The sequence below is a fragment of the Actinacidiphila acidipaludis genome, assembly GCF_019890725.1.
Lineage (GTDB): Bacteria > Actinomycetota > Actinomycetes > Streptomycetales > Streptomycetaceae > Actinacidiphila > Actinacidiphila acidipaludis.
In genome coordinates this window covers 35,016-57,427 of sequence record NZ_JAINZZ010000009.1, presented here as the reverse complement: position 1 = coordinate 57,427, position 22,412 = coordinate 35,016, and the positions used below count along the sequence as shown (strand labels likewise).

Annotated in this window: 19 protein-coding genes and 1 tRNA gene; 10 read left to right on the top strand and 10 right to left on the bottom strand. The window is 70.0% G+C overall.

Features of this window, described 5'->3' with window-relative positions; all coding sequences use genetic code 11:
• Nucleotides 1–56: 56 nt before the first annotated feature.
• Together K7862_RS10680 and K7862_RS10675 are read right to left on the bottom strand one after the other, a co-directional pair.
• Complete coding sequence (locus tag K7862_RS10680) at nucleotides 57–1,151, bottom strand: adenosine deaminase (protein ID WP_222962237.1); 1,095 nt, start codon at nucleotides 1,149–1,151, stop codon at nucleotides 57–59.
• Nucleotides 1,152–1,230: 79 nt separating this feature from the next.
• Nucleotides 1,231–2,490, bottom strand: a complete 1,260-nt coding sequence (locus K7862_RS10675) for a pyridoxal phosphate-dependent aminotransferase (protein WP_222962236.1) — start codon at nucleotides 2,488–2,490, stop codon at nucleotides 1,231–1,233.
• 170 nt (nucleotides 2,491–2,660) lie between these two features.
• On the opposite strand from K7862_RS10675, the gene K7862_RS10670 reads away from it, so the two are divergent.
• The 3 genes from K7862_RS10670 to nusG all read left to right on the top strand — a co-directional run bounded on the left by K7862_RS10670 (nucleotide 2,661) and on the right by nusG (nucleotide 4,091).
• Nucleotides 2,661–2,733: transfer RNA gene (locus K7862_RS10670), tRNA-Trp, on the top strand.
• Between the two features lie 97 nt (nucleotides 2,734–2,830).
• A complete protein-coding gene (gene secE, locus K7862_RS10665) occupies nucleotides 2,831–3,124 on the top strand; it encodes a preprotein translocase subunit SecE (RefSeq protein WP_222962235.1) in 294 nt (97 codons plus the stop codon).
• Between the two features lie 76 nt (nucleotides 3,125–3,200).
• The gene (gene nusG / locus K7862_RS10660; protein WP_222962234.1) at nucleotides 3,201–4,091 is read left to right on the top strand and encodes a transcription termination/antitermination protein NusG; all 891 of its coding nucleotides are present in this window, start codon (nucleotides 3,201–3,203) and stop codon (nucleotides 4,089–4,091) included.
• A 126-nt stretch (nucleotides 4,092–4,217) separates the two neighbouring features.
• On the opposite strand, the gene K7862_RS10655 is transcribed toward nusG, so the two are convergent.
• Nucleotides 4,218–5,015 carry an SGNH/GDSL hydrolase family protein gene (locus K7862_RS10655; RefSeq protein WP_308011929.1) on the bottom strand — a complete coding sequence of 266 codons (798 nt, stop codon included), beginning with the start codon at nucleotides 5,013–5,015 and terminating at the stop codon, nucleotides 4,218–4,220.
• Nucleotides 5,016–5,207: 192 nt separating this feature from the next.
• On the opposite strand from K7862_RS10655, the gene rplK reads away from it, so the two are divergent.
• The 7 genes from rplK (at nucleotide 5,208) to K7862_RS10620 (ending at nucleotide 17,113) form a co-directional block, all read left to right on the top strand.
• A complete protein-coding gene (rplK, locus tag K7862_RS10650) occupies nucleotides 5,208–5,642 on the top strand; it encodes a 50S ribosomal protein L11 (protein ID WP_069462611.1) in 435 nt (144 codons plus the stop codon).
• A 273-nt stretch (nucleotides 5,643–5,915) separates the two neighbouring features.
• Complete coding sequence (gene rplA / locus K7862_RS10645) at nucleotides 5,916–6,641, top strand: 50S ribosomal protein L1 (RefSeq protein ID WP_222962232.1); 726 nt, start codon at nucleotides 5,916–5,918, stop codon at nucleotides 6,639–6,641.
• 140 nt (nucleotides 6,642–6,781) lie between these two features.
• Nucleotides 6,782–7,759 (top strand): SCO4651 family lipoprotein, encoded by a 978-nt coding sequence (locus K7862_RS10640; protein WP_222962231.1) that lies wholly within the window; start codon nucleotides 6,782–6,784, stop codon nucleotides 7,757–7,759.
• 287 nt (nucleotides 7,760–8,046) lie between these two features.
• Complete coding sequence (gene rplJ, locus K7862_RS10635; protein WP_222962230.1) at nucleotides 8,047–8,577, top strand: 50S ribosomal protein L10; 531 nt, start codon at nucleotides 8,047–8,049, stop codon at nucleotides 8,575–8,577.
• Between the two features lie 112 nt (nucleotides 8,578–8,689).
• The gene (gene rplL, locus K7862_RS10630) at nucleotides 8,690–9,076 is read left to right on the top strand and encodes a 50S ribosomal protein L7/L12 (RefSeq protein WP_222962229.1); all 387 of its coding nucleotides are present in this window, start codon (nucleotides 8,690–8,692) and stop codon (nucleotides 9,074–9,076) included.
• Between the two features lie 556 nt (nucleotides 9,077–9,632).
• Entirely contained in the window at nucleotides 9,633–13,118 is a 3,486-nt protein-coding gene (gene rpoB / locus K7862_RS10625) for a DNA-directed RNA polymerase subunit beta (protein WP_222962228.1), read from the top strand.
• Nucleotides 13,119–13,213: 95 nt separating this feature from the next.
• Nucleotides 13,214–17,113 (top strand): DNA-directed RNA polymerase subunit beta', encoded by a 3,900-nt coding sequence (locus K7862_RS10620; RefSeq protein ID WP_222962227.1) that lies wholly within the window; start codon nucleotides 13,214–13,216, stop codon nucleotides 17,111–17,113.
• Between the two features lie 126 nt (nucleotides 17,114–17,239).
• On the opposite strand, the gene K7862_RS10615 is transcribed toward K7862_RS10620, so the two are convergent.
• The 7 genes from K7862_RS10615 to K7862_RS10585 all read right to left on the bottom strand — a co-directional run bounded on the left by K7862_RS10615 (nucleotide 17,240) and on the right by K7862_RS10585 (nucleotide 22,368).
• Nucleotides 17,240–17,506, bottom strand: coding sequence for a hypothetical protein (locus K7862_RS10615; protein ID WP_308011928.1), 267 nt, complete (start codon nucleotides 17,504–17,506; stop codon nucleotides 17,240–17,242).
• On the bottom strand, nucleotides 17,499–17,945 hold the full coding sequence (locus K7862_RS38440) for a hypothetical protein (protein WP_372461551.1): 447 nt from the start codon (nucleotides 17,943–17,945) through the stop codon (nucleotides 17,499–17,501). The genes K7862_RS10615 and K7862_RS38440 overlap by 8 nt, the downstream gene beginning before the upstream one ends.
• Before the next feature lie 33 nt (nucleotides 17,946–17,978).
• Nucleotides 17,979–18,860 (bottom strand): peptidoglycan-binding protein, encoded by an 882-nt coding sequence (locus tag K7862_RS10605; RefSeq protein ID WP_222962226.1) that lies wholly within the window; start codon nucleotides 18,858–18,860, stop codon nucleotides 17,979–17,981.
• A gap of 101 nt (nucleotides 18,861–18,961) precedes the next feature.
• Nucleotides 18,962–19,339 carry an ATP-binding protein gene (locus K7862_RS10600; protein ID WP_222962225.1) on the bottom strand — a complete coding sequence of 126 codons (378 nt, stop codon included), beginning with the start codon at nucleotides 19,337–19,339 and terminating at the stop codon, nucleotides 18,962–18,964.
• A 28-nt stretch (nucleotides 19,340–19,367) separates the two neighbouring features.
• Nucleotides 19,368–20,075, bottom strand: a complete 708-nt coding sequence (locus K7862_RS10595; RefSeq protein WP_222962224.1) for a hypothetical protein — start codon at nucleotides 20,073–20,075, stop codon at nucleotides 19,368–19,370.
• Nucleotides 20,075–21,280 (bottom strand): hypothetical protein, encoded by a 1,206-nt coding sequence (locus K7862_RS10590; RefSeq protein ID WP_222962223.1) that lies wholly within the window; start codon nucleotides 21,278–21,280, stop codon nucleotides 20,075–20,077. Before K7862_RS10590 ends, K7862_RS10595 begins: the two co-directional genes overlap by 1 nt.
• Nucleotides 21,277–22,368: a hypothetical protein gene (locus tag K7862_RS10585; protein WP_222962222.1), complete on the bottom strand. Its 1,092-nt coding sequence runs from the start codon at nucleotides 22,366–22,368 to the stop codon at nucleotides 21,277–21,279. The genes K7862_RS10590 and K7862_RS10585 overlap by 4 nt, the downstream gene beginning before the upstream one ends.
• Between the last annotated feature and the right edge of the window lie 44 nt (nucleotides 22,369–22,412).

The following is a 22,412-nucleotide window of genomic DNA, read 5'->3' as shown; positions in this document are numbered from 1 at the left end:
TCCGGCCGTCCGGCCGTCCGGCCAAGAGAGGCCCGGGCCGCGCCCGGGCCCGACCGTCACCCCCGTGCCGCCCGCGGCGCCACCCCCGGCGCCGCTCCCGCGGACTCGCCGGCCCCGGGCGGCGCCGCCAGCCAGTCGTCGATGCCGCCGAGCAGCCGCTCACGGACGTCCTGCGGGGCGCGGGAGGCGTGCACCGACTGGCGGGCCAGTTCGGCCAGTTCGTCGTCACCGAAGCCGTGCACCTCGCGGGCGATCTCGTACTGGGCGGCCAGCCGCGAGCCGAACAGCAGCGGGTCGTCGGCCCCGAGCGCCATCGGCACGCCGGCCTCGAACATCACCCGAAGGGGGACATCCTCGGCCTTCTCGTAGACGCCGAGGGCGACGTTGGAGGCCGGGCAGACCTCGCAGGTCACACCGGCGTCGGCGAGCCGGCGCAGCAGCGCCGGGTCCTCCACGGCCCGCACCCCGTGGCCGACCCGCTGCGCGTGCAGGTCGTCCAGGCAGTCGCGGACGCTGGACGGCCCGGCGAGCTCCCCGCCGTGCGGGGCGGCCAGCAGGCCGCCCTCCCGGGCGATGGCGAAGGCGCGGTCGAAGTCCCGTGCCAGGCCCCGGCGTTCGTCGTTGGAGAGGCCGAAGCCGACCACCCCGCTGTCGGCGTAGCGGACCGCGAGGCGGGCCAGCGTGCGGGCGTCCAGCGGGTGTTTCATGCGGTTGGCGGCGACGACCACGGCCATGCCGATCCCGGTGTCCCGCGAGGCGGTGTGCACCGCGTCGAGGATGATCTCCAGGGTCGGGATCAGGCCACCGAGCCGCGGCGCGTACGAGGTCGGGTCGACCTGGATCTCCAGCCAGCCCGAACCGTCCCGCACCTCCTCCTCGGCGGCCTCGCGGACCAGCCGCTGGATGTCCTCCGGGGTGCGCAGGCACGAGCGGGCGATGTCGTAGAGCCGCTGGAAGCGGAACCAGCCGCGCTCGTCGGTGGCGCGCAGTTTCGGCGGCTCGCCCGAGGTCAGCGCCTCGGGCAGGTGGACCCCGTCGCGGTCGGCCAGCTCCAGCAGGGTGGCGGGCCGCATCGACCCGGTGAAGTGCAGGTGCAGGTGTGCTTTGGGAAGGCGCCGGACTTCCCGGGCCGTACGTGCCGTGCTTTCCATTCCAAGATCCTGCTCCACGACGGCCCCCGCCCGGAACCCGTTTCTCCGAACGGGGGCCACCCGAAAAGGAAAGCGGGCGTCAGTCGGTCGCCTCGCCGAGCAGCTTCTGCAGCCGGGAGACGCCCTCGACCAGGTCCTCGTCGCCCAGCGCGTAGGACAGCCGCAGGTAGCCGGGGGTGCCGAACGCCTCGCCGGGCACGACCGCGACCTCGGTCTCGTCGAGGATGAGGGCGGCCAGCTCGCTGGAGGTGGCCGGGCGCTTGCCGCGGATCTCCTTGCCGAGCAGCGCCTTCACCGACGGGTAGGCGTAGAACGCGCCCTCGGGGACCGGGCAGACGACGCCGTCGATCTCGTTGAGCATCCGCACGATGGTCTGCCGGCGGCGGTCGAACGCGGCGCGCATCTCGGCGACGGCCGTCAGGTCGCCCGTGACGGCGGCCAGCGCGGCGACCTGGGCCACGTTGGAGACGTTGGAGGTCGCGTGCGACTGCAGGTTCGTCGCGGCCTTCACCACGTCCTTGGGGCCGACGATCCACCCGACCCGCCAGCCGGTCATGGCGTACGTCTTCGCCACGCCGTTGACGACGATGCAGCGGTCGCGGATCTCGGGGACGATCGCCGGCAGCGAGGTGAACTTCGCGTCGCCGTAGATCAGGTGCTCGTAGATCTCGTCGGTGAGCACCCACAGGCCGTGCTCGACGGCCCAGCGGGCGATGGCCTCGGAGTCGGCCTCGCTGTAGACGGCGCCGGTCGGGTTGGACGGGGAGACGAACAGCACGACCTTGGTGCGCGCGGTGCGGGCCGCCTCCAGCTGCTCGACCGACACCCGGTAGCCGGTGGTCTCGTCGGCGACGACCTCGACGGGCACGCCGCCCGCGAGCCGGATCGACTCGGGGTACGTGGTCCAGTACGGCGCGGGGACGATGACCTCGTCACCCGGGTCAAGGATGGCGGCGAACGCCTCGTAGATGGCCTGCTTGCCGCCGTTGGTGACCAGCACCTGGGAGGCGTCGACCTCGTAGCCGGAGTCGCGGAGCGTCTTGGCGGCGATGGCGGCCTTCAGCTCGGGCAGGCCGCCGGCCGGCGTGTAGCGGTGGTACTTCGGGTTGCGGCACGCCTCCACCGCTGCCTCGACGATGTAGCCGGGCGTGGGGAAGTCGGGCTCGCCGGCGCCGAAGCCGATGACCGGGCGCCCGGCGGCCTTGAGGGCCTTGGCCTTGGCGTCCACGGCGAGGGTCGCGGATTCCGAGATCGACCCGACGCGGGCCGATACCCGCCGCTGGGTCGCCGGACCGGCCGGCGGTTCTGACGGAGTGGCTGCGGGAGTAGCTGCGCTCATGTCTGCATGGTCCCAGACCTGGAGGGCCCTCGGCACGGGAGTTCCAGGGGTTGAACGACCCCGTTCGGGCTTATCGGAAGCAAGGCGTTCGACGGGGAGCCGCTGAACACGTACACTCATCCGTCGATGGCCCTCCCGACGGCTGAGCTGCTGTACGTTGGGGGAGTCGAAGGGTCGTAGCTCAATTGGTAGAGCACTGGTCTCCAAAACCAGCGGTTGGGGGTTCAAGTCCCTCCGGCCCTGCTCCACGCGTCCGGCACCTAGGGCGTGGGCAGGATAAGCACTCGCCGTACCGCGCGACGGGCGCGGCATGGCCACGACCGGAGTCAGGTGAGGACGAGTGACTGAGATCACGGACTCCATCGACGTCCCTGAGCCTGGCACGACTCAGGATGACCAGGAGACCGAGAAGAAGGGCCGCCGCGGAGGCAAGCGCGGCAAGAAGGGTCCCCTCGGCCGCCTCGCTCTCTTCTACCGCCAGATCATCGCGGAGCTCCGCAAGGTCGTCTGGCCGAGTCGCAACGACCTGATGACGTACACCACCGTGGTGATTGTCTTCGTTGTGGTCATCATCGCGTTCGTCAGCGTGGTTGACTGGGGATTCTCGAAGCTCGTCTCGCACGTCTTCGGCTGATCCCCGCGGGGGGCGCCCGCCTTCGAGGTGCCCGCCCGCACGAACCACCCCACGAAGTCAGGAAGAAGCAGTCACCGTGTCTGACCCGAACGTGTACGACGGCGCCGCCACCGACGAGTCTGCCGAAGGCGACGAGCTCGCTCTCGAGTCCGTCGAGGCTGCGGACGGCGAGGCCGAGGCCGCCGAGCACGACGAGGCCGCGGAGTCCGCTGAGGCGTCGCAGACCGAGGCTGCGGACGAGGACGAGTCCGCGGAGGCCGGCGCATCCGTCGAGGACGGCGCATCGGCCGAGGCCGCCGACGACGAAGCCGCGGAGGCGCCCGAGGGTTCCGGTGACGGCGAGGCCGCCGAGCCGGTGGACGCGGTCGCGGCGTTCCGCGAGGAGCTGCGGACCCTGCCCGGCGAGTGGTACGTGATCCACACCTACGCCGGTTACGAGAACCGGGTGAAGGCCAACCTCGAGCAGCGCGCCGTCTCGCTGAACGTCGAGGAGTACATCTACCAGGCCGAGGTGCCGCAGGAAGAGGTCGTCCAGATCAAGAACGGCGACCGCAAGACGATCCGGCAGAACAAGCTCCCCGGCTACGTGCTGGTCCGCATGGACCTGACGAACGAGTCGTGGGGTGTCGTCCGGAACACGCCGGGTGTCACCGGCTTCGTCGGCAACGCCTACGACCCGTACCCGCTGACGCTGGACGAGATCGTCAAGATGCTCGCCCCCGAGGTGGAGGCCGCCGCCGAGGCCGCGGCGATCGCCGAGGGCACCGCTCAGCCGCGCAAGGTCGAGGTCCAGGTGCTGGACTTCGAGGTCGGCGACTCGGTCACCGTCACCGACGGCCCCTTCGCCACCCTGCAGGCCACGATCAACGAGATCAACGCCGACTCGAAGAAGGTCAAGGGCCTCGTCGAGATCTTCGGCCGCGAGACCCCGGTCGAGCTCAGCTTCGACCAGATCCAGAAGAACTAGGTTCTCTCAGCTCCGAAAGGGCCCCTGCCCAGCGGTTCGCCGTTGGACGGGGGCTCTTTCGCATCGGCGGCGCCGAGGCCGGTTGACCCCCGCCAGGGGTGGGCCCTGGCGGGGGTGGAGAAAGGGTCAGTCGTTGGCGTTGAGGACGGGGTAGTAGCCGGCGGAGTGGCCGGTGGCGGTGGGGTGGTAGGACTCCCAGCTCGGGGAGACGACCAGGGAGTGCAGGTAGTCGTCGCCGGAGCAGAGCTCGTGGCCGTTGAACGTGGAGCGCACGTCACCCCAGGCGAAGCCGTGGGCGGCGGCACGCGACGCGAGCATGGAGTCGAGCACGTCCGACGCCTCGTCGATCTTCTGGTGCTTGGTGTCGCTCAGGCCGACGCAGAACCACGCCGACAGGTCGTACATGTGCGGGTACCCCAGCACGACCACCCGCGCGTTGGGCGCGTGCGAGCGGATCGCGTTGTAGGTGGCGTCCAGCCGGGCCGGGAGGGTGTTCCTGACGTAGTTCTCGGCCGTGTTGACGCGGTTGACGCAGTCGCTGTCGGAGCCGGTCACACAGGTGGTCATGACGTCGGAGAAGCCCGCGTCGTTACCGCCGATGGTGATCGAGACCAGGCCGGTCGAGGAGTTGAGCGGACCGAGCTGGCTGTTGGTCACGTCCGTCGTCACCGCACCCGAGCACGCGGTGTCGGCGAACGAGGAGGGGGAGTGCGCGTTCTTCCACAGGTAGGGGTACGCGCTGAAACTGCGGTGGCAGTTGCCGCTGGCGCTGTCGTAGTTCCCCGCGCCGTTGCCGGCCGAGTACGAGTCCCCCAGTGCCACGTAAGCAGGCCCGGCCGCGTTGGCCGGACCTGCGGCGACCACGCCGAAGACGACGGCGAGGACGAGTGTGGCGAAGGCTGCTAACGACTTGGTCAGTCTCACGGAACCTCCATGGCAGGAAAGCTGGCTACCACTTAGTAGCAAGCGGAACCCGGCCATGGGAAGTGTTCATGTCAAAGATTCTCCACGCGTAGACCCTTCGTTCATTAGGAGCACGGGGCGTTACCCGTTATCGTGGTGCGGTATGCCTGCTCGCAGGCATGGAAACTCTCAACAAGACCCGGAGAGAGAGCAATGCCTCCCAAGAAGAAGAAGGTCACGGGGCTGATCAAGCTCCAGATCAACGCTGGTGCGGCCAACCCGGCCCCGCCGGTCGGCCCCGCGCTGGGCCAGCACGGCGTGAACATCATGGAGTTCTGCAAGGCCTACAACGCGGCCACCGAGTCGCAGCGCGGCATGGTGATCCCGGTGGAGATCACGGTCTACGAGGACCGGACCTTCACGTTCATCACCAAGACCCCGCCGGCCGCGAAGCTCATCCTGAAGGCCGCGGGCGTGGACAAGGGCTCCGGCGAGCCCCACAAGACCAAGGTCGCCAAGCTGACGCGCGACCAGGTCCGGGAGATCGCCACCACCAAGCTCCCCGACCTCAACGCGAACGACCTGGACGCCGCGGAGAAGATCATCGCGGGTACCGCGCGTTCGATGGGCATCACGGTCGAGGGCTGACGCCCGAGCTCGCGAAGTGGCCGGCCGAGGAACGAGGCCGTCCGCGGAGCGAGCGAGCAGGAAGCCCGAGCGAAATGAGGCGAGGGCTGACGCCCGAGCTCGCGAAGTGGCCGGCCGAGGAACGAGGCCGTCCGCGGAGCGAGCGAGCAGGAAGCCCGAGCGAAATGAGGCGAGGGCTGACGCCTTCGTTCGCGTGATCACCCCGTACGACCAAGCACCAGTGGCAGGGCCTGCTCGGCCTGGACCACGACTCCGAGAAACGTAGGAGCAGCAGTGAGCAAGCGCAGCAAGTCTCTCCGCGCTGCGGACGCCAAGATCGACCGGGAGCGCCTGTACGCGCCCCTGGAGGCCGTCCGTCTCGCCAAGGAGACCGCGACCACCAAGTTCGACTCGACCGTCGAGGTCGCCTTCCGCCTGGGTGTCGACCCGCGCAAGGCCGACCAGATGGTCCGTGGCACCGTGAACCTCCCGCACGGCACCGGCAAGACCGCCCGGGTCCTGGTCTTCGCGACCGGTGACCGTGCCGCGGCCGCGGAAGCCGCGGGAGCCGACATCGTCGGCTCCGACGAACTGATCGACGAGGTGGCGAAGGGCCGGCTGGACTTCGACGCCGTCGTCGCCACCCCGGACCTGATGGGCAAGGTCGGCCGCCTGGGCCGCGTGCTCGGTCCCCGTGGCCTCATGCCGAACCCGAAGACCGGCACCGTGACGCCCGACGTGGCGAAGGCGGTCACGGACATCAAGGGCGGCAAGATCGAGTTCCGCGTCGACAAGCACTCGAACCTGCACTTCATCATCGGCAAGGTGTCCTTCGACGACTCCAAGCTGGTGGAGAACTACGCGGCGGCGCTGGACGAGATCCTGCGTCTGAAGCCGTCCGCGGCCAAGGGCCGGTACGTCAAGAAGGCCGCGGTCTCCACGACCATGGGCCCCGGCATCCAGGTCGACCCGAACCGCACCCGCAACCTCCTCGTCGAGGAGGACCCGGCGTCCGTCTGACGCCCGGGGTTCGCAGCGTTTCCCGCGGCGCCCCGCTCCCGGTCATCCGGGCGCGGGGCGCCGCCGCGTTGCGCGGGGTGTGCGATAGGGTTCCGCTGCTCCGGGGGGCAGCGGGCCTCCCACGCGTTGGGGGGGAACCCATGCGTACCGTCCGAGCCGCCGCGTCCGCGGCGGCCTCCGCCGCCGTCCTGCTGTCCCTGGCCGCCTGCGGGCCGCTGGGCACCTCGGCCTCGTCCGGCGGCGCCACGATCCCCGCGGGGAAGCCGGCCGCCACCCCGGCCGGCCGCGACGTCACGACGCAGGCCGTCCAGGCGCTGGCGCTCGTGCAGAAGAAGACCGGCACGGTCCACTCGGCCGCGGTCGAGAGCACCCTGTCGTACGGCAACGTCATGTCGATGACGATGAAGGGCGCGTACGACTGGTCGGACGGCGTGCACTCGGCCATGACGATGAGCTTCACCGGGGGCCGGCTCGCGTCGATGCTGCGGAAGCAGGGCATGTCGACCACCGAGCAGGTGAGGTACACGCCGGACGCGTACTACGTGCGGATGAGCGTGCCCGCGATCACCGCGCAGCTCCACGGCAAGCACTGGATCCGCTACGGCTGGAACGACCTCTCGGCACGGGCGGGCGCGAGCGGCTCGTACGTGAAGGGCATGGCCAAGAACGCGGACCCGGCCCAGTCGGTCCAGCTGGCGCTCTCCTCGCCGAACGTGCGGAAGGTCGGGGTGGAGAACGTGCGCGGGGTGACGGCCACCCACTACACGGGCACGCTGGACACCGCGCAGATCGCCGACCGGCAGGTGCCCGGGGTGAGCGCGGCCGACCGGGCCAAGCTCAGGGAGCAGCTCCGCGCCGAGGGGGCGTCGACCGAGTCCATCGACCTCTGGGTGTCGAAGGACGGCCTGCCGGTCAAGGCGGTGACCCGGACGACGACGAAGTCCGGCACGATGAGCGCCACCGTCTACTACGCCCACTTCGGGCTGACCGTACGGGTGACGGCTCCGCCGGCGTCCGACACCGCGGACTTCGCCGAGCTGACTTCGCCGAGCTGGCCGGCGGGCGGACCCCCGCGAAGGCCTGAGCGGCCCGGCGGGCGGACCCCCGCGAAGGCCTGAGCGGCCCGGCCTCCCGGGGGCGATTTGCCCCGCGGGGGGCGGGTCCCGTAATCTCTCGGGGAAGCCAAAGACCGCTGGTTGCCGTCATGCCCCGCTCGGGGTGGGACGGCCGAAGGATCCGCTGGATGCGGACGGCCCGCGCAGGTGACTCTGGAACGTTACTCCGGGAGTGCTCGTCACTTCCGTCGAGTCACGCCCCGTGCGCCTGCGCCCGGGGCGTTCGTCGTTTCGAGTCCCCTCCTTCACTGCCGGGCGGTCCGCAATCACCCGGAAGGAGGCCGAGACTCATGGCGAGGCCCGACAAGGCTGCCGCGGTTGCCGAGTTGACGGATCAGTTCCGCTCCTCGAACGCCGCAGTGCTGACCGAGTACCGCGGTCTCACCGTGGCGCAGCTCAAGACGCTGCGCCGTTCGCTCGGTGAGAACGCCACGTACGCCGTGGTGAAGAACACGCTGACCAAGATCGCGGCCAACGAGGCCGGGATCAACCTGCTCGACGACCTGTTCGCGGGTCCGTCGGCCGTCGCCTTCGTGACCGGTGACCCGGTCGAGGCGGCGAAGGGTCTGCGCGACTTCGCCAAGGACAACCCCGCTCTCGTCATCAAGGGCGGTGTCCTTGACGGCAAGGCGCTGTCCGCCGACGAGATCAAGAAGCTTGCGGACCTCGAGTCCCGCGAGGTTCTGCTCGCCAAGCTGGCGGGCGCCCTGAAGGGCAAGCAGTCGCAGGCTGCCGCGCTCTTCCAGGCGCTTCCCTCGAAGTTCGTCCGCACCGCGGACGCGCTTCGCGCCAAGAAGGCCGAGCAGGGCGGTGCCGAGTAATTCGGCTCGCACTCTGACCACCGCCTGACCTAGCAGGCACCGGTCACAGCGGGCCGACTGCCCGCCGACATGTACATCCGGCACCAGCCGAATTAGTGGAAGGACCGCCACCATGGCGAAGCTCAGCCAGGACGACCTGCTCGCGCAGTTCGAGGAGATGACCCTCATCGAGCTCTCCGAGTTCGTGAAGGCGTTCGAGGACAAGTTCGACGTCACCGCGGCCGTCGCCGCCGCCGCCCCGGCCGCGGGTGGCGCGGGTGCCGCCGCCGCCGAGGCCGTCGAGGAGAAGGACGAGTTCGACGTCATCCTCACCGGCGCCGGCGACAAGAAGATCCAGGTCATCAAGGTCGTGCGCGAGCTGACCTCCCTGGGTCTGAAGGAGGCCAAGGACCTCGTGGACGGCGCCCCGAAGCCCGTCCTGGAGAAGGCCAACAAGGAGGCCGCGGACAAGGCGAAGGAGGCGCTCGAGGGCGCCGGCGCCTCGGTCGAGGTCAAGTAACACCTCCGGGGAGCGCCTGCTCCACCCGCCCGAGGGCGGCCACCCGATCGGGTGGCCGCCCTCGGGCGTTTTCGATCTCCCGGACGGCAGGCCCTTGACGTACGGCACGCATCGCGCAATTCTCAGGACGCGTCGCCGCACGGGTCGGAACGGGCCGGGGCGCCGCAGGCAGCAGGTCGCAGCAGGGTTCGCCAGGACTCCCCGCGGCTCCGGCACCTTCTTGTGGGTCCGATGCATGGATCGGCGGAGATGCGGGAATGCATGGGGATGCAGCGTGACGAGAGCGGATCCGGGTCCCGATTCCGAGGGGGAGCCGGGCCCGCGAGACGGGCAGAGGGGGCGACGATTCGGTACTCCGAATCTCAGCCTGGACATCAGTGGGCCAAGTGGCTACACTGACCCTTTGCGCTGCCTGTTAGCTGCTGCCTGGCCCGTCACCAGCGGCATGCCCCTGTCTGAGCATCACTGAGGAAGCCTGTCATCAGGGCTTTTCCTCAACGCTCAGGGGCGGACCGGTATGCGCGTAGTGAGTCCGAGCCCTCGGAAGGACCCCCTCTTGGCCGCCTCGCGCAACGCCTCGACTGCCAATTCGAACAACGGCGCAAGCACTGCCCCGCTGCGCATCTCTTTCGCGAAGATCCGTGAACCGCTCGAAGTTCCGAACCTCCTCGCACTCCAGACCGAGAGCTTTGACTGGCTGCTCGGCAACGCCGCGTGGAAGGCCCGGGTCGAGGCGGCCCTGGAAAGTGGGCAGGACGTCCCCAGGAAGTCCGGTCTGGAGGAGATCTTCGAGGAGATCTCCCCGATCGAGGACTTCTCCGGGTCGATGTCACTCACGTTCCGTGACCACCGCTTCGAGCCGCCGAAGAACTCGCTCGACGAGTGCAAGGAGCGCGACTTCACGTACGGCGCCCCGCTCTTCGTCACCGCCGAGTTCACCAACAACGAGACCGGCGAGATCAAGTCCCAGACCGTCTTCATGGGTGACTTCCCCCTGATGACGAGCAAGGGCACCTTCTGCATCAACGGCACCGAGCGTGTCGTCGTCTCGCAGCTGGTCCGCTCGCCGGGTGTCTACTTCGACAGCCAGATCGACAAGACGTCCGACAAGGACATCTTCTCCGCCAAGATCATCCCGTCCCGGGGTGCCTGGCTGGAGATGGAGATCGACAAGCGCGACATGGTCGGTGTCCGCATCGACCGCAAGCGCAAGCAGTCGGTCACGGTGCTGCTCAAGGCGCTCGGCTGGACCACCGAGCAGATCCTCGAGGAGTTCGGCGAGTACGAGTCGATGCGCGCCACCCTGGAGAAGGACCACACCCAGGGCCAGGACGACGCGCTGCTCGACATCTACCGCAAGCTGCGCCCGGGCGAGCCGCCGACGAAGGAGGCCGCGCAGACGCTGCTGGAGAACCTGTACTTCAACCCCAAGCGCTACGACCTGGCCAAGGTCGGCCGCTACAAGGTCAACAAGAAGCTCGGCGCGGACGAGCCGCTGGACGCCGGCGTGCTCACCACCGACGACGTCATCGCCACCATCAAGTACCTGGTGAAGCTGCACGCCGGTGAGGCCGAGACGGTCGGCGCCTCGGGCCGCTCGATCATGGTCGAGGTCGACGACATCGACCACTTCGGCAACCGCCGCATCCGCAACGTCGGCGAGCTCATCCAGAACCAGGTCCGCACCGGTCTGGCCCGGATGGAGCGCGTCGTGCGCGAGCGCATGACCACCCAGGACGTCGAGGCGATCACGCCGCAGACCCTGATCAACATCCGGCCGGTCGTCGCCTCCATCAAGGAGTTCTTCGGCACCAGCCAGCTGTCGCAGTTCATGGACCAGACGAACCCGCTGTCGGGCCTGACGCACAAGCGCCGCCTGAACGCGCTCGGCCCTGGTGGTCTGTCCCGTGAGCGGGCCGGCTTCGAGGTCCGTGACGTCCACCCCTCGCACTACGGCCGCATGTGCCCGATCGAGACGCCGGAAGGCCCGAACATCGGTCTGATCGGCTCGCTGGCCTCCTACGGGCGGGTCAACGCGTTCGGCTTCATCGAGACGCCGTACCGCAAGGTCGTCGACGGTGTCGTGACCGACGACGTCGACTACCTGACCGCCGACGAGGAGGACCGCTTCGTCATCGCGCAGGCCAACGCGCCGCTCACCGACGACCTGCGGTTCGCCGAGTCCCGCGTGCTGGTCCGCCGCCGTGGCGGCGAGATCGACTACATCCCCGGTGACGACGTCGACTACATGGACGTCTCGCCGCGCCAGATGGTGTCGGTCGCGACCGCGATGATCCCGTTCCTCGAGCACGACGACGCCAACCGCGCCCTCATGGGCGCGAACATGATGCGCCAGGCCGTGCCGCTGATCAAGGCGGAGTCGCCGCTGGTCGGCACCGGCATGGAGTACCGCTGCGCGGTCGACGCCGGCGACGTGATCAAGGCCGAGAAGGACGGCGTGGTCCAGGAGGTGTCCGCCGACTACGTCACGGTCACCAACGACGACGGCACGTACACCACCTACCGGATCGCCAAGTTCAACCGCTCCAACCAGGGCACCTCCTTCAACCAGAAGGTCCTGGTGGACGAGGGCGCCCGCGTGGTGGCCGGCCAGGTGCTCGCCGACGGCCCGTCCACCGAGGACGGCGAGATGGCGCTCGGCAAGAACCTGCTGGTCGCGTTCATGCCGTGGGAGGGCCACAACTACGAGGACGCGATCATCCTGTCGCAGCGCCTCGTGCAGGACGACGTCCTGTCCTCGATCCACATCGAGGAGCACGAGGTCGACGCCCGTGACACCAAGCTGGGCCCCGAGGAGATCACCCGGGACATCCCGAACGTCTCCGAGGAGGTGCTGGCCGACCTCGACGAGCGCGGCATCATCCGGATCGGCGCCGACGTGGTCGCCGGCGACATCCTGGTCGGCAAGGTCACCCCGAAGGGCGAGACCGAGCTGACCCCGGAGGAGCGGCTGCTGCGCGCGATCTTCGGTGAGAAGGCCCGTGAGGTCCGCGACACCTCGCTGAAGGTGCCGCACGGCGAGACCGGCAAGGTCATCGGCGTGCGCGTCTTCGACCGCGAGGAGGGCGACGAGCTGCCGCCCGGCGTGAACCAGCTGGTGCGCGTCTACGTGGCGCAGAAGCGCAAGATCACCGACGGCGACAAGCTGGCCGGCCGCCACGGCAACAAGGGCGTCATCTCCAAGATCCTGCCGGTCGAGGACATGCCGTTCCTGGAGGACGGCACCCCGGTCGACATCATCCTCAACCCGCTCGGCGTCCCGTCCCGCATGAACCCGGGACAGGTGCTGGAGATCCACCTGGGCTGGCTGGCCAAGCAGGGCTGGGACGTCTCCGGCATCGGCGAGGAGTGGGCGCGCCGCCTGCAGGCCATCGAGGCCGACCAGGTCGCCCCGGACACCAACGTGGCCACCCCGGTCTTCGACGGTGCCCGCGAGGACGAGATCGCCGGTCTCTTCGAGTCGACGATCCCGAACCGCGACGGCGACCGCCTGGTCCTGCCCTCCGGTAAGGCACGGCTGTTCGACGGCCGCTCCGGCGAGCCGTTCCCGGACCCGATCTCGATCGGGTACATGTACATCCTGAAGCTGCACCACCTGGTGGACGACAAGCTGCACGCCCGGTCCACCGGTCCGTACTCGATGATCACCCAGCAGCCGCTGGGTGGTAAGGCGCAGTTCGGCGGGCAGCGATTCGGCGAGATGGAGGTGTGGGCGCTGGAGGCGTACGGCGCCGCATACGCACTCCAGGAACTGCTGACCATCAAGTCCGACGACGTCCTCGGCCGCGTGAAGGTGTACGAGGCCATCGTCAAGGGCGAGAACATCCCCGAGCCCGGCATTCCCGAGTCCTTCAAGGTGCTCATCAAGGAAATGCAGTCCCTCTGCCTCAACGTGGAGGTGCTGTCCTCGGACGGCATGTCCATCGAGATGCGGGACACCGACGAGGACGTGTTCCGCGCCGCGGAAGAGCTCGGAATCGACCTGTCCCGGCGCGAGCCGAGCAGCGTCGAAGAGGTCTGACGGGTAGCCGCCCGGCCCTCCACCCGAGGGCCGGGCGGACCCCACGACCCGTTCAGACCATTTGAGAATCAACCCTGAGAGGGATTGACGACACAGTGCTCGACGTCAACTTCTTCGACGAGCTGCGGATCGGCCTCGCCACCGCGGACGACATCCGGACCTGGTCGCACGGCGAAGTGAAGAAGCCGGAGACCATCAACTACCGCACCCTCAAGCCGGAAAAGGACGGGCTCTTCTGCGAGAAGATCTTCGGCCCCACCCGGGACTGGGAGTGCTACTGCGGCAAGTACAAGCGTGTCCGCTTCAAGGGCATCATCTGTGAGCGCTGCGGCGTCGAGGTGACCCGCGCCAAGGTGCGCCGTGAGCGGATGGGCCACATCGAGCTGGCCGCGCCGGTCACCCACATCTGGTACTTCAAGGGTGTTCCGTCGCGCCTCGGCTACCTGCTGGACCTCGCCCCGAAGGACCTGGAGAAGGTCATCTACTTCGCGGCGTACATGATCACGTGGGTGGACGACGAGCGCCGCACCCGCGACCTGCCGTCGCTGGAGGCCCAGGTCTCCGTCGAGCGCCAGCAGGTCGAGCAGCGCCGCGACGCCGACGTCGAGGGCCGGCAGAAGAAGCTGGAGGCGGACCTCGGCGAGCTCGAGAACGAGGGCGCCAAGGCCGACGTGCGCCGCAAGGTGCGCGAGGGCGCCGAGCGCGAGATGAAGCAGCTGCGCGACCGCGCCCAGCGCGAGCTGGACCGGCTCGACGAGGTGTGGGCCCGCTTCAAGAACCTCAAGGTCCAGGACCTGGAGGGCGACGAGCTGCTCTACCGCGAGCTGCGCGACCGCTTCGGCACGTACTTCCAGGGCTCGATGGGTGCCGCGGCGCTGCAGAAGCGCCTGGAGTCCTTCGACCTGGACGAGGAGGCCGAGCGCCTCCGCGAGATCATCCGCACCGGCAAGGGCCAGAAGAAGACCCGTGCGCTCAAGCGCCTCAAGGTCGTCTCGGCGTTCCTGCAGACCACCAACAAGCCCAACGGCATGGTGCTGGACTGCGTCCCGGTGATCCCGCCGGACCTGCGTCCGATGGTGCAGCTCGACGGTGGCCGCTTCGCGACCTCCGACCTGAACGACCTGTACCGCCGCGTCATCAACCGCAACAACCGCCTGAAGCGGCTTCTCGACCTCGGCGCGCCCGAGATCATCGTGAACAACGAGAAGCGCATGCTCCAGGAGGCCGTCGACGCGCTCTTCGACAACGGCCGCCGCGGCCGCCCGGTGACGGGCCCCGGCAACCGTCCGCTGAAGTCGCTGTCCGACATGCTCAAGGGCAAGCAGGGCCGGTTCCGTCAGAACCTGCTCGGCAAGCGCGTCGACTACTCCGCCCGTTCGGTGATCGTCGTCGGCCCGCAGCTCAAGCTGCACCAGTGCGGCCTGCCCAAGGCCATGGCGCTGGAGCTCTTCAAGCCGTTCGTGATGAAGCGCCTGGTGGACCTGAACCACGCGCAGAACATCAAGTCGGCCAAGCGCATGGTCGAGCGCGGCCGCACGGTCGTGTACGACGTGCTGGAAGAGGTCATCGCCGAGCACCCGGTGCTGCTGAACCGTGCGCCGACCCTGCACCGCCTGGGCATCCAGGCCTTCGAGCCGCAGCTGGTCGAGGGCAAGGCCATCCAGATCCACCCGCTCGTCTGCACCGCGTTCAACGCGGACTTCGACGGTGACCAGATGGCCGTGCACCTGCCGCTGTCGGCGGAGGCGCAGGCCGAGGCCCGCATCCTGATGCTGTCCTCGAACAACATCCTCAAGCCGGCCGACGGCCGCCCGGTCACCATGCCGACCCAGGACATGGTGCTCGGCCTGTTCTTCCTGACCACGGACTCCGAGGAGCGCGAGGTCAAGGGCGAGGGCCGGGCGTTCGGGTCGACCGCCGAGGCGATCATGGCGTTCGACAACCGCGAGCTGTCGATGCAGGCGCCGGTCGAGATCCGCTTCCCGGTGGGCACCGTCCCGCCGCGCGGCTGGACCCCGCCGGAGCCCGCCGAGGGTGAGGACCCGTACCAGCTGGGCGACAGCATCCGGCTGGGGACGACCCTGGGCCGCGCGCTCTTCAACGAGCTGCTGCCCGAGGACTACCCGTTCGTGGACTACGCGGTCGGCAAGAAGCAGCTCTCCGAGATCGTCAACGACCTCGCCGAGCGCTACCCGAAGGTCATCGTGGCGGCGACGCTCGACAACCTGAAGGCGGCCGGCTTCCACTGGGCGACCCGGTCCGGCGTGACCGTGGCCATCTCCGACGTCGTGGTGCCCGAGGCCAAGAAGGGCATCATCGCCTCCTACGAGGCGCAGGACGAGAAGGTCCAGAAGCAGTACGAGCGCGGTCTGATCACCAAGCAGGAGCGGTCGGACGAGCTCATCGGCATCTGGACCAAGGCGACCAACGAGGTTGCCGCGGCCATGAACGCCAACTTCCCGAAGACCAACCCGATCTTCATGATGGTCGACTCGGGCGCCCGCGGAAACATGATGCAGATGCGTCAGATCGCGGGTATGCGTGGTCTGGTCTCGAACGCCAAGAACGAGACCATCCCGCGTCCGATCAAGGCGTCCTTCCGTGAGGGCCTGTCCGTGCTGGAGTACTTCATCTCCACGCACGGTGCCCGTAAGGGTCTGGCCGACACCGCGCTGCGTACCGCCGACTCGGGTTACCTGACCCGTCGTCTGGTGGACGTCTCGCAGGACGTCATCATCCGCGAGGAGGACTGCGGCACCGAGCGCGGTCTGAAGCTGCGGATCGCCGAGCGCGGCGAGGACGGCTCGCTGCGCAAGACGGAGGACGTCGAGACCAGCGTGTACGCGCGCATGCTCGCCGAGGACGTCGTGGTGGACGGCAAGGTCATCGCCCCCGCCAACGTCGACCTGGGCGACGTGCTGATCGACCAGCTCATCCAGCACGGTGTCGAGGAGGTCAAGACCCGCTCGATCCTCACCTGCGAGTCGGCCGTCGGCACCTGCGCGTACTGCTACGGCCGTTCGCTGGCCACCGGCAAGCTGGTGGACATCGGCGAGGCCGTCGGCATCATCGCGGCCCAGTCGATCGGTGAGCCCGGTACCCAGCTGACCATGCGTACCTTCCACACCGGCGGTGTCGCCGGTGAGGACATCACGCAGGGTCTGCCGCGTGTCGTCGAGCTCTTCGAAGCCCGTGTCCCGAAGGGTGTCGCCCCGATCTCCGAGGCGGCCGGCCGGGTGCGGATCGAGGAGACCGAGAAGACCAAGAAGATCGTCGTCACCCCGGACGACGGCGCCGACGAGATCGCCTACCCGATCTCCAAGCGTGTCCGTCTGCTGGTGGGCGAGGGCGACCACGTCGAGGTCGGCGAGAAGCTGACCGTGGGTGCCACCAACCCGCACGACGTGCTGCGCATCCTGGGCCAGCGTCAGGTGCAGATCCACCTGGTGCAGGAAGTGCAGAAGGTCTACAACTCGCAGGGTGTGTCGATCCACGACAAGCACATCGAGATCATCATCCGGCAGATGCTGCGCCGGGTGACGATCATCGAGTCGGGCGACGCGGAGCTGCTGCCCGGCGAGCTGGTCGAGCGCGGCCGGTTCGAGACCGAGAACCGGCGTGTGGTCTCCGAGGGCGGTCACCCGGCCTCGGGTCGTCCGCAGCTGATGGGTATCACCAAGGCGTCGCTGGCCACCGAGTCGTGGCTGTCGGCGGCGTCCTTCCAGGAGACGACCCGGGTGCTGACGGACGCGGCGATCCACGCCAAGTCGGACTCGCTGCTGGGCCTGAAGGAGAACGTCATCATCGGCAAGCTGATCCCGGCCGGTACGGGCCTGTCCCGCTACCGCAACATCCGGGTGGAGCCGACCGAGGAGGCCAAGGCCGCGATGTACTCGGCCGTCGGCTACGACGACATCGACTACAGCCCGTTCGGCACGGGGTCCGGCCAGGCCGTGCCCCTGGAGGACTACGACTACGGCCCGTACAACGGCTGACCGTCGCAGCCTCCGGCAGGAGAGCGCGCAACGCGAAAAGGGGCGGCGCCCCGGGACTCGGTCCCGGGGCGCCGCCCCCTTTTTCGTGCGTGCCGTCCGCCGGCGGCGCGGCCCGGCGGGCCGGGCTCAGTGCGCCAGGATCTCCAGCGCCGCCACCACGACCGTCGCCACCGCGGCCAGCGCGCCGATGCTGGCCAGCGGCCAGCGGGCGCGCTCCAGCGAGTCCAGGCGGGCCTCGTGGTCGGCGAGCTGCCGGTCGGTCTGGTCGCTGCGCTGGACGAGCAGGGCGAGAGCGCCGTCGACCCGGGCGAAGCCGGCCTCCACGGTGCCGCGCAGCCGCTCCAGTTCCAGGGCCACGGTGGCCGGATCGGACAGACTCCGGTCATCAAGCACCGCTGCCCTCCTCGGTTCCGCCGTCGGTCCCGCCCTGCGTGCCGCCGCCGGACGCGGCCGCGGGCGCGGTGCCGGCGGTGAAGCCGAAACCGGCCTTGGGCGCGGCCGCCGCGGCATCGCCGTCGGAGGCGGCGGGCGCATCACCGTCTCCGTTCCCGTCTGCGTTCCCGTCTGCGTCGACGGGCGCGGGGTCGGGCAGGGCACGCAGCGCGCGGTCCCCGTTGACGGCCGGGCCGGTGCCGAGCCACGACGGGAGCAGCGCCTGGACCCCGGGCAGCGACATCACCCGGCTGAGCGCGCCGGCGACCGCGACCGCGCCCGCCGCCCACGGCAGCGTCGCCGTCAGCCCGGACGAGGAGACCGCGGACGGCAGCAGCACGCACACGGCGACCAGCGTCTGGACGACGGTGCGCAGGGTGCGCTGTGCGGCATCGGACATGGTGTCCACCTTTCGCTTCGGGGATGACAGTGGTCAGGCCGTCCGGGGGACCTTCAGCGCGGCCCACGAGGACGCTCCGGGCCAGCCGTCGGCGTCGGCGCCGCGGTAGCCGAGCTTGCGCTGCCAGGCCGCGTAGCTGTCACGGTCGGCCTGGCTCCACTGCGGGCCGGGACCGACGCGGTACGCCGAGCAGCCCTCGGCGACCAGCCGCCGGCCCATGGCGGTGACGATCGGGGAGTCGGGCTGCTTCCTGAACCACTCGGCTCCGGGGTAGGGCTGGTACGCGGGAGCGGGCGGGGGAGGCGTGGCGGTACCGGCGGCGGCGTGTCCCAGGCGGGTGGCGATCCGGGACCGCAGGGTGTCCATGGAGAAGCCGCGCGGATCGTCCTTGAGGTCGGTCCACTCCTTGTGGCCGATGACCGAGGGCGCGTGCCAGCCGTGGGCGCGGCAGATCGCGGCCGACACCCGCTCGATGGCGTCGAGCTGGGCCTCGGGCCAGGGGTCCTTGCCGTCGCCCATGTTGACGCACTCGAAGCCGTAGAAGGACCGGTTGCCGTCGGTGTCGTTGACGCGCGGCGCCGGCAGCGGGCGTTCGGCGACGACGGCCGCCAGGACCTGGCCGTCGCCGAGCCCGGCGTGGTTGGTGCGGCCGTTGCCGACCAGGTGGACGCTGCCGTCCTTGGCGATGACGCCGTGGCACAGCGGACCCGGCAGGTCGGACCGGCCGTTCCAGCACAGGGCGACGCTGCCGTCGGTGCCGGAGGTGACGGTGTGGTGGATGACGACGCCGTGCACCGGCCCCCAGGGGCCGTGGCCGGCGCGGTTGTGGGTGCGCCAGCCGAGGTGTTCGACGACGGTGACGCCCTCGTGCTTCAGGGCCGCGACCAGGACGTCGGCGGACAGGGGTGTGGCCATGGTGGTTCTCCCGAGGTGGGTGGTCCCCAGAAGGGGTGCTCCCGGCGGGCCCGGGCGTGCCGGGCGGGCCGGGAGCGGTGTGGGTGCGGCGGGCCGCCGGGTCAGCCGCCGGTCGGCGGCGTGGCGGTCCACTGCGTGCACAGCGCCGCGTAAGCGGCGACGCGGGCGTCGAAGTCGGCGACGGCGGCGGCCACCGCGGACTGGGCGGCCCGCTGGTCCGGGGTCACCGGGTCGGTGCCGGTGGGCGGGACCACGATCTGCCCGAAGCCGCGCACCTGGCTGCCGAGGTCGCCGTCCTCGCTGATCTGCGCGGTGACGTACACCGGCGGGTACTGCCCGGTGAGCGAGTCGGGTTCGGCGACCGGGTCGAGGCTGTTGTCGTAGATCCGCAGGAAGACGGTGTGCCCGGAGTCGGTGACGGTGGCGCGGCCCGCGTAGTCGATCGCGACGCCCCACGGTTGGGTGGTGTCGATGTCCATGGCTGGATCTCCTCGTGCTGGAGGGACGTCAGGACTGGGTGCCGTACATCGCCACCGTCTGGGCGTAGATCGTTCCGGCGGCGCTGGTGAGCATCGCCTGGATCTCGACGGTGAACGAGGTGCCGAAGGCCGTCGTGAAGCTCGCGGCGGGAACGGTGAAGTCGGTGCGGTCCAGGTTGGCGCCGGCGTTGACCGGGTCGCCCCAGGGAGTGCCGTTGACCAGCACGCGGACCTGCCCGGTGGCGCCGGTGGAGGTGGCCGTGGCGATCAGCAGCCGCATCTTCGGCTGCCACAGGGGGTTCTGCGAGCGGGCGACCGTCGTCCACGTCGTCGCCGTGGTCTGCGGCCAGTGCGGGTGGGAGGTGTCCTGCGGGGCGAGCATGGCCAGCCAGGGCCGGGCCAGGCCGCCGGTCTTGATGTCGTCCGAGATCAGCTCGTGGTCGAAGGGGTCGTGCATGCGGAACGGCTGCAGGGTGGTGGCGGTGGCCGAGGCGGAGCCGCTCCACACGTCGAGCACCGGCTCCCCGGTCTGCCGCCGCAGCGACAGCCCGTACTCCTGGCCTGTGCCGTGGCCCACCTCGAAGATCGGGTCGGTCGCGCCGGGCGCGAAGACCTGGAGGGTGCCGTTGGTGAACTTGTTCAGCGGCGGGCGGCTGTTGGCCGCGGTGTAGAGCTGCTTGACGCGGCTCTCCAGGGCGCGGAGCCGGTCGATGATGTCCTCGGGGAGTGCGGGCATCAGACGTCCTCCAGGAACAGTTCCGCGGTCTCCGGCGCGCCGCGTTCGGGCGGGGTGACCTTGACGCCGATGATCCGGTAGCGCGCGTCCAGCCCGTCGGTGAACCAGGGGTCGGTGATCCGCACCCGGGCGGTGCGGCCGAGGAGCGCCGGCGGCACCAGGTCGTCGAGCCGGATGACGATGTCGGGGATCATCACCGACCCGCGGGACGTGGCCAGTTGGGCCTTGGCGAGCGAGGTCAGCGTCGGGACGTCGGTCACCGTGCTGTTGTCCGACGACAGGTCGATGCGCGGGAAGCCGCCCTGCAGCAGGTCCGCGGCGACGACCTCCGGGCAGATGATCGGGCCGCCCTGCGTCGACTGGTCGTCGCTGACGTCCGCGCCGCGGGCCCGGGCGGTGGTGCCGCCGCGGGTGGCGTCGTAGGGCAGCGTGTACGACAGGATCGCGCCGGGCTGGTCCAGGACCAGGTCGGTGGTGCCGTTGCGGATCTTGGCGACCTGCCCGGTCGGCGACGCGTCGGTGTCGTCGGGGCGGCCGAGCTGCAGCCGCCGTACCCGCAGGCCGGTGACCGGGTCGCGGTAGACCGCGATGTGGTACTCGAAGCCGGTGTCGGTGTTCGCCAGGGTGTCGACGGCGTCGGCGACGACCGTCTCGTCCCCGTCGTTCCAGGACGCCGAGGTGAAGACGGTGGAGCCCCAGTCGTCGTAGGTGACGCCGATGTCGCCGCCGTAGAACGGGTCGGCCGGGGTGCCCGGGTCGCCGGGGCCCTGGGGGTCGCCCGGCGGCGGCTTCTGCATGTAGTCCCACAGGTCGCGGACGATCTGCAGCTGGTCGATCTGGTTGTACGCCAGCGGGCGGCGGATGACGCGGCGAGCGGCGTAGGAGTCGAAGGTCGCCGCCTGGATGCCGAGGGTCAGGATGCCCGAGGTGTCGCTGGCCAGCGTGCGGGTCCAGACGATGCCGCCCCACCACAGGTCGCCGCCGCGCTCGATGTACACCGCGGTGCGGCCCTCCACCACGTGCTGGGCCCGGGCGGCCAGCGCGGCGTTGGGCAGCGGCATGGTGCCGTCCAGCGAGCCGGGCTTGCCGATGTAGTCGTCGAAGGAGACCTGTGACAGCGGCAGGACGTCGATGGTCTCGTCCGTGCGCAGGTCGCAGAAGATCGCCCGGTACGGGGTGGTCACCGGGCCGGCGGGGGTGCTCATACCGCCGCCTCGTAGCTGAAGGTCCCCCGGATGGTGTGCTGGTTCGCCCAGATCCAGGGGGTGACGGAGTCCACGTAGCCGGTGGTGGTGATCGCCGTGCCGTCGACCCGGCCGGAGGAGGTGGCCAGGCCCCAGTGATGGGTGTCCAGCACGTAGAGCCGGGCGATGCAGATCGAGCCCGCGGAATTGGCCTCCATCTCGGCGAAGCCCCCGCCGGCCACACCGGCCACGGCCGGCACCGGCAGTGAGAACGTCCAGTTGTCGGAGTAGGTCGCGCCTGCGCCGAAGACGGTGCTGCTGCCGAACTGGATGTCGACCTTCGCGTGCACGGTCGGGCCGTCCTGGACGTACCGGCACTTGAGCTGCGCGTTGCCGAAGGAGGGCGGGGCACTGCCGGTGGAGGTGGTCCACACCGGTGTCCAGTCCTGCCACTGCGGCACCGGCGGGTACGGCTGCCAGGCGGTGCCGTCCCAGCGCTGCAGCGAACCGCCCGCGTCCCGGTACTGGCCGGGGTAGGCGCCGGGCGTGGTGTCGCTGGTGACGGGCAGGATGCCGCCGACCGCGACGGTGGCGGTGCGCTGCCCGCTCAGCGCGGTCTCCCACTGGATGGGCTTGGTGCCGGCGCTCGCCCCGGCCGGGACGGTGATCTGGTAGAGCGCGAGCGCGCCGGCGGGCAGCGGCGGCGGCTGGGGGAGGGGGCCGGCGGCGCCGCCGATCAGTTCCACCGACGCCTCGTACAGCCCCTTGGAGTCGAAGAGGTTGTCGTAGACGCGCAGCACGATCAGGTCGATCCGCGGCTGCGGGTCGCCGTCCGGGACGGTCAGGGACACCTGCTCGGTCAGCGCCACCGGGTACGCGCCCTGCAGCTCGGAGCCCTGGACGACGGCCCGCCCGGGGAAGACCGTGACGGTCATGCCGGTGCCGGTGGCGGTGAAGCCGGACAGGCGTGTGGTGCCGTCGGCCGAGCCCGGGATGACGCCGGAGCGGGTGGCGAGCGGGGAGGTGGGGGTGAAGGTGCCCAGGGGCGACAGACGGGTGTCCTGGCGGGTCTGGCCGCTGTCGAGCAGCCAGGAACTGCGGACGGTCATGGGGTCTCCTTGCACGAGAGGTCGATCGGACCGGTGGCGGGCGT

What these genes read in the sequence shown, in the direction of transcription:
- K7862_RS38440 (WP_372461551.1), bottom strand. Translation starts at nt 17,945, where the DNA reads ATGTCCGATGCCGCACAGCGCACCCTGCGCACCGTCGTCCAGACGCTG.
- K7862_RS10605 (WP_222962226.1), bottom strand. Translation starts at nt 18,860, where the DNA reads ATGGCCACACCCCTGTCCGCCGACGTCCTGGTCGCGGCCCTGAAGCAC.
- K7862_RS10585 (WP_222962222.1), bottom strand. Translation starts at nt 22,368, where the DNA reads ATGACCGTCCGCAGTTCCTGGCTGCTCGACAGCGGCCAGACCCGCCAG.
- K7862_RS10600 (WP_222962225.1), bottom strand. Translation starts at nt 19,339, where the DNA reads ATGGACATCGACACCACCCAACCGTGGGGCGTCGCGATCGACTACGCG.
- rplJ (WP_222962230.1), top strand. Translation starts at nt 8,047, where the DNA reads ATGGCGAGGCCCGACAAGGCTGCCGCGGTTGCCGAGTTGACGGATCAG.
- K7862_RS10640 (WP_222962231.1), top strand. Translation starts at nt 6,782, where the DNA reads ATGCGTACCGTCCGAGCCGCCGCGTCCGCGGCGGCCTCCGCCGCCGTC.
- rplK (WP_069462611.1), top strand. Translation starts at nt 5,208, where the DNA reads ATGCCTCCCAAGAAGAAGAAGGTCACGGGGCTGATCAAGCTCCAGATC.
- K7862_RS10590 (WP_222962223.1), bottom strand. Translation starts at nt 21,280, where the DNA reads ATGAGCACCCCCGCCGGCCCGGTGACCACCCCGTACCGGGCGATCTTC.
- rplL (WP_222962229.1), top strand. Translation starts at nt 8,690, where the DNA reads ATGGCGAAGCTCAGCCAGGACGACCTGCTCGCGCAGTTCGAGGAGATG.
- K7862_RS10680 (WP_222962237.1), bottom strand. Translation starts at nt 1,151, where the DNA reads ATGGAAAGCACGGCACGTACGGCCCGGGAAGTCCGGCGCCTTCCCAAA.
- K7862_RS10675 (WP_222962236.1), bottom strand. Translation starts at nt 2,490, where the DNA reads ATGAGCGCAGCTACTCCCGCAGCCACTCCGTCAGAACCGCCGGCCGGT.
- K7862_RS10595 (WP_222962224.1), bottom strand. Translation starts at nt 20,075, where the DNA reads ATGCCCGCACTCCCCGAGGACATCATCGACCGGCTCCGCGCCCTGGAG.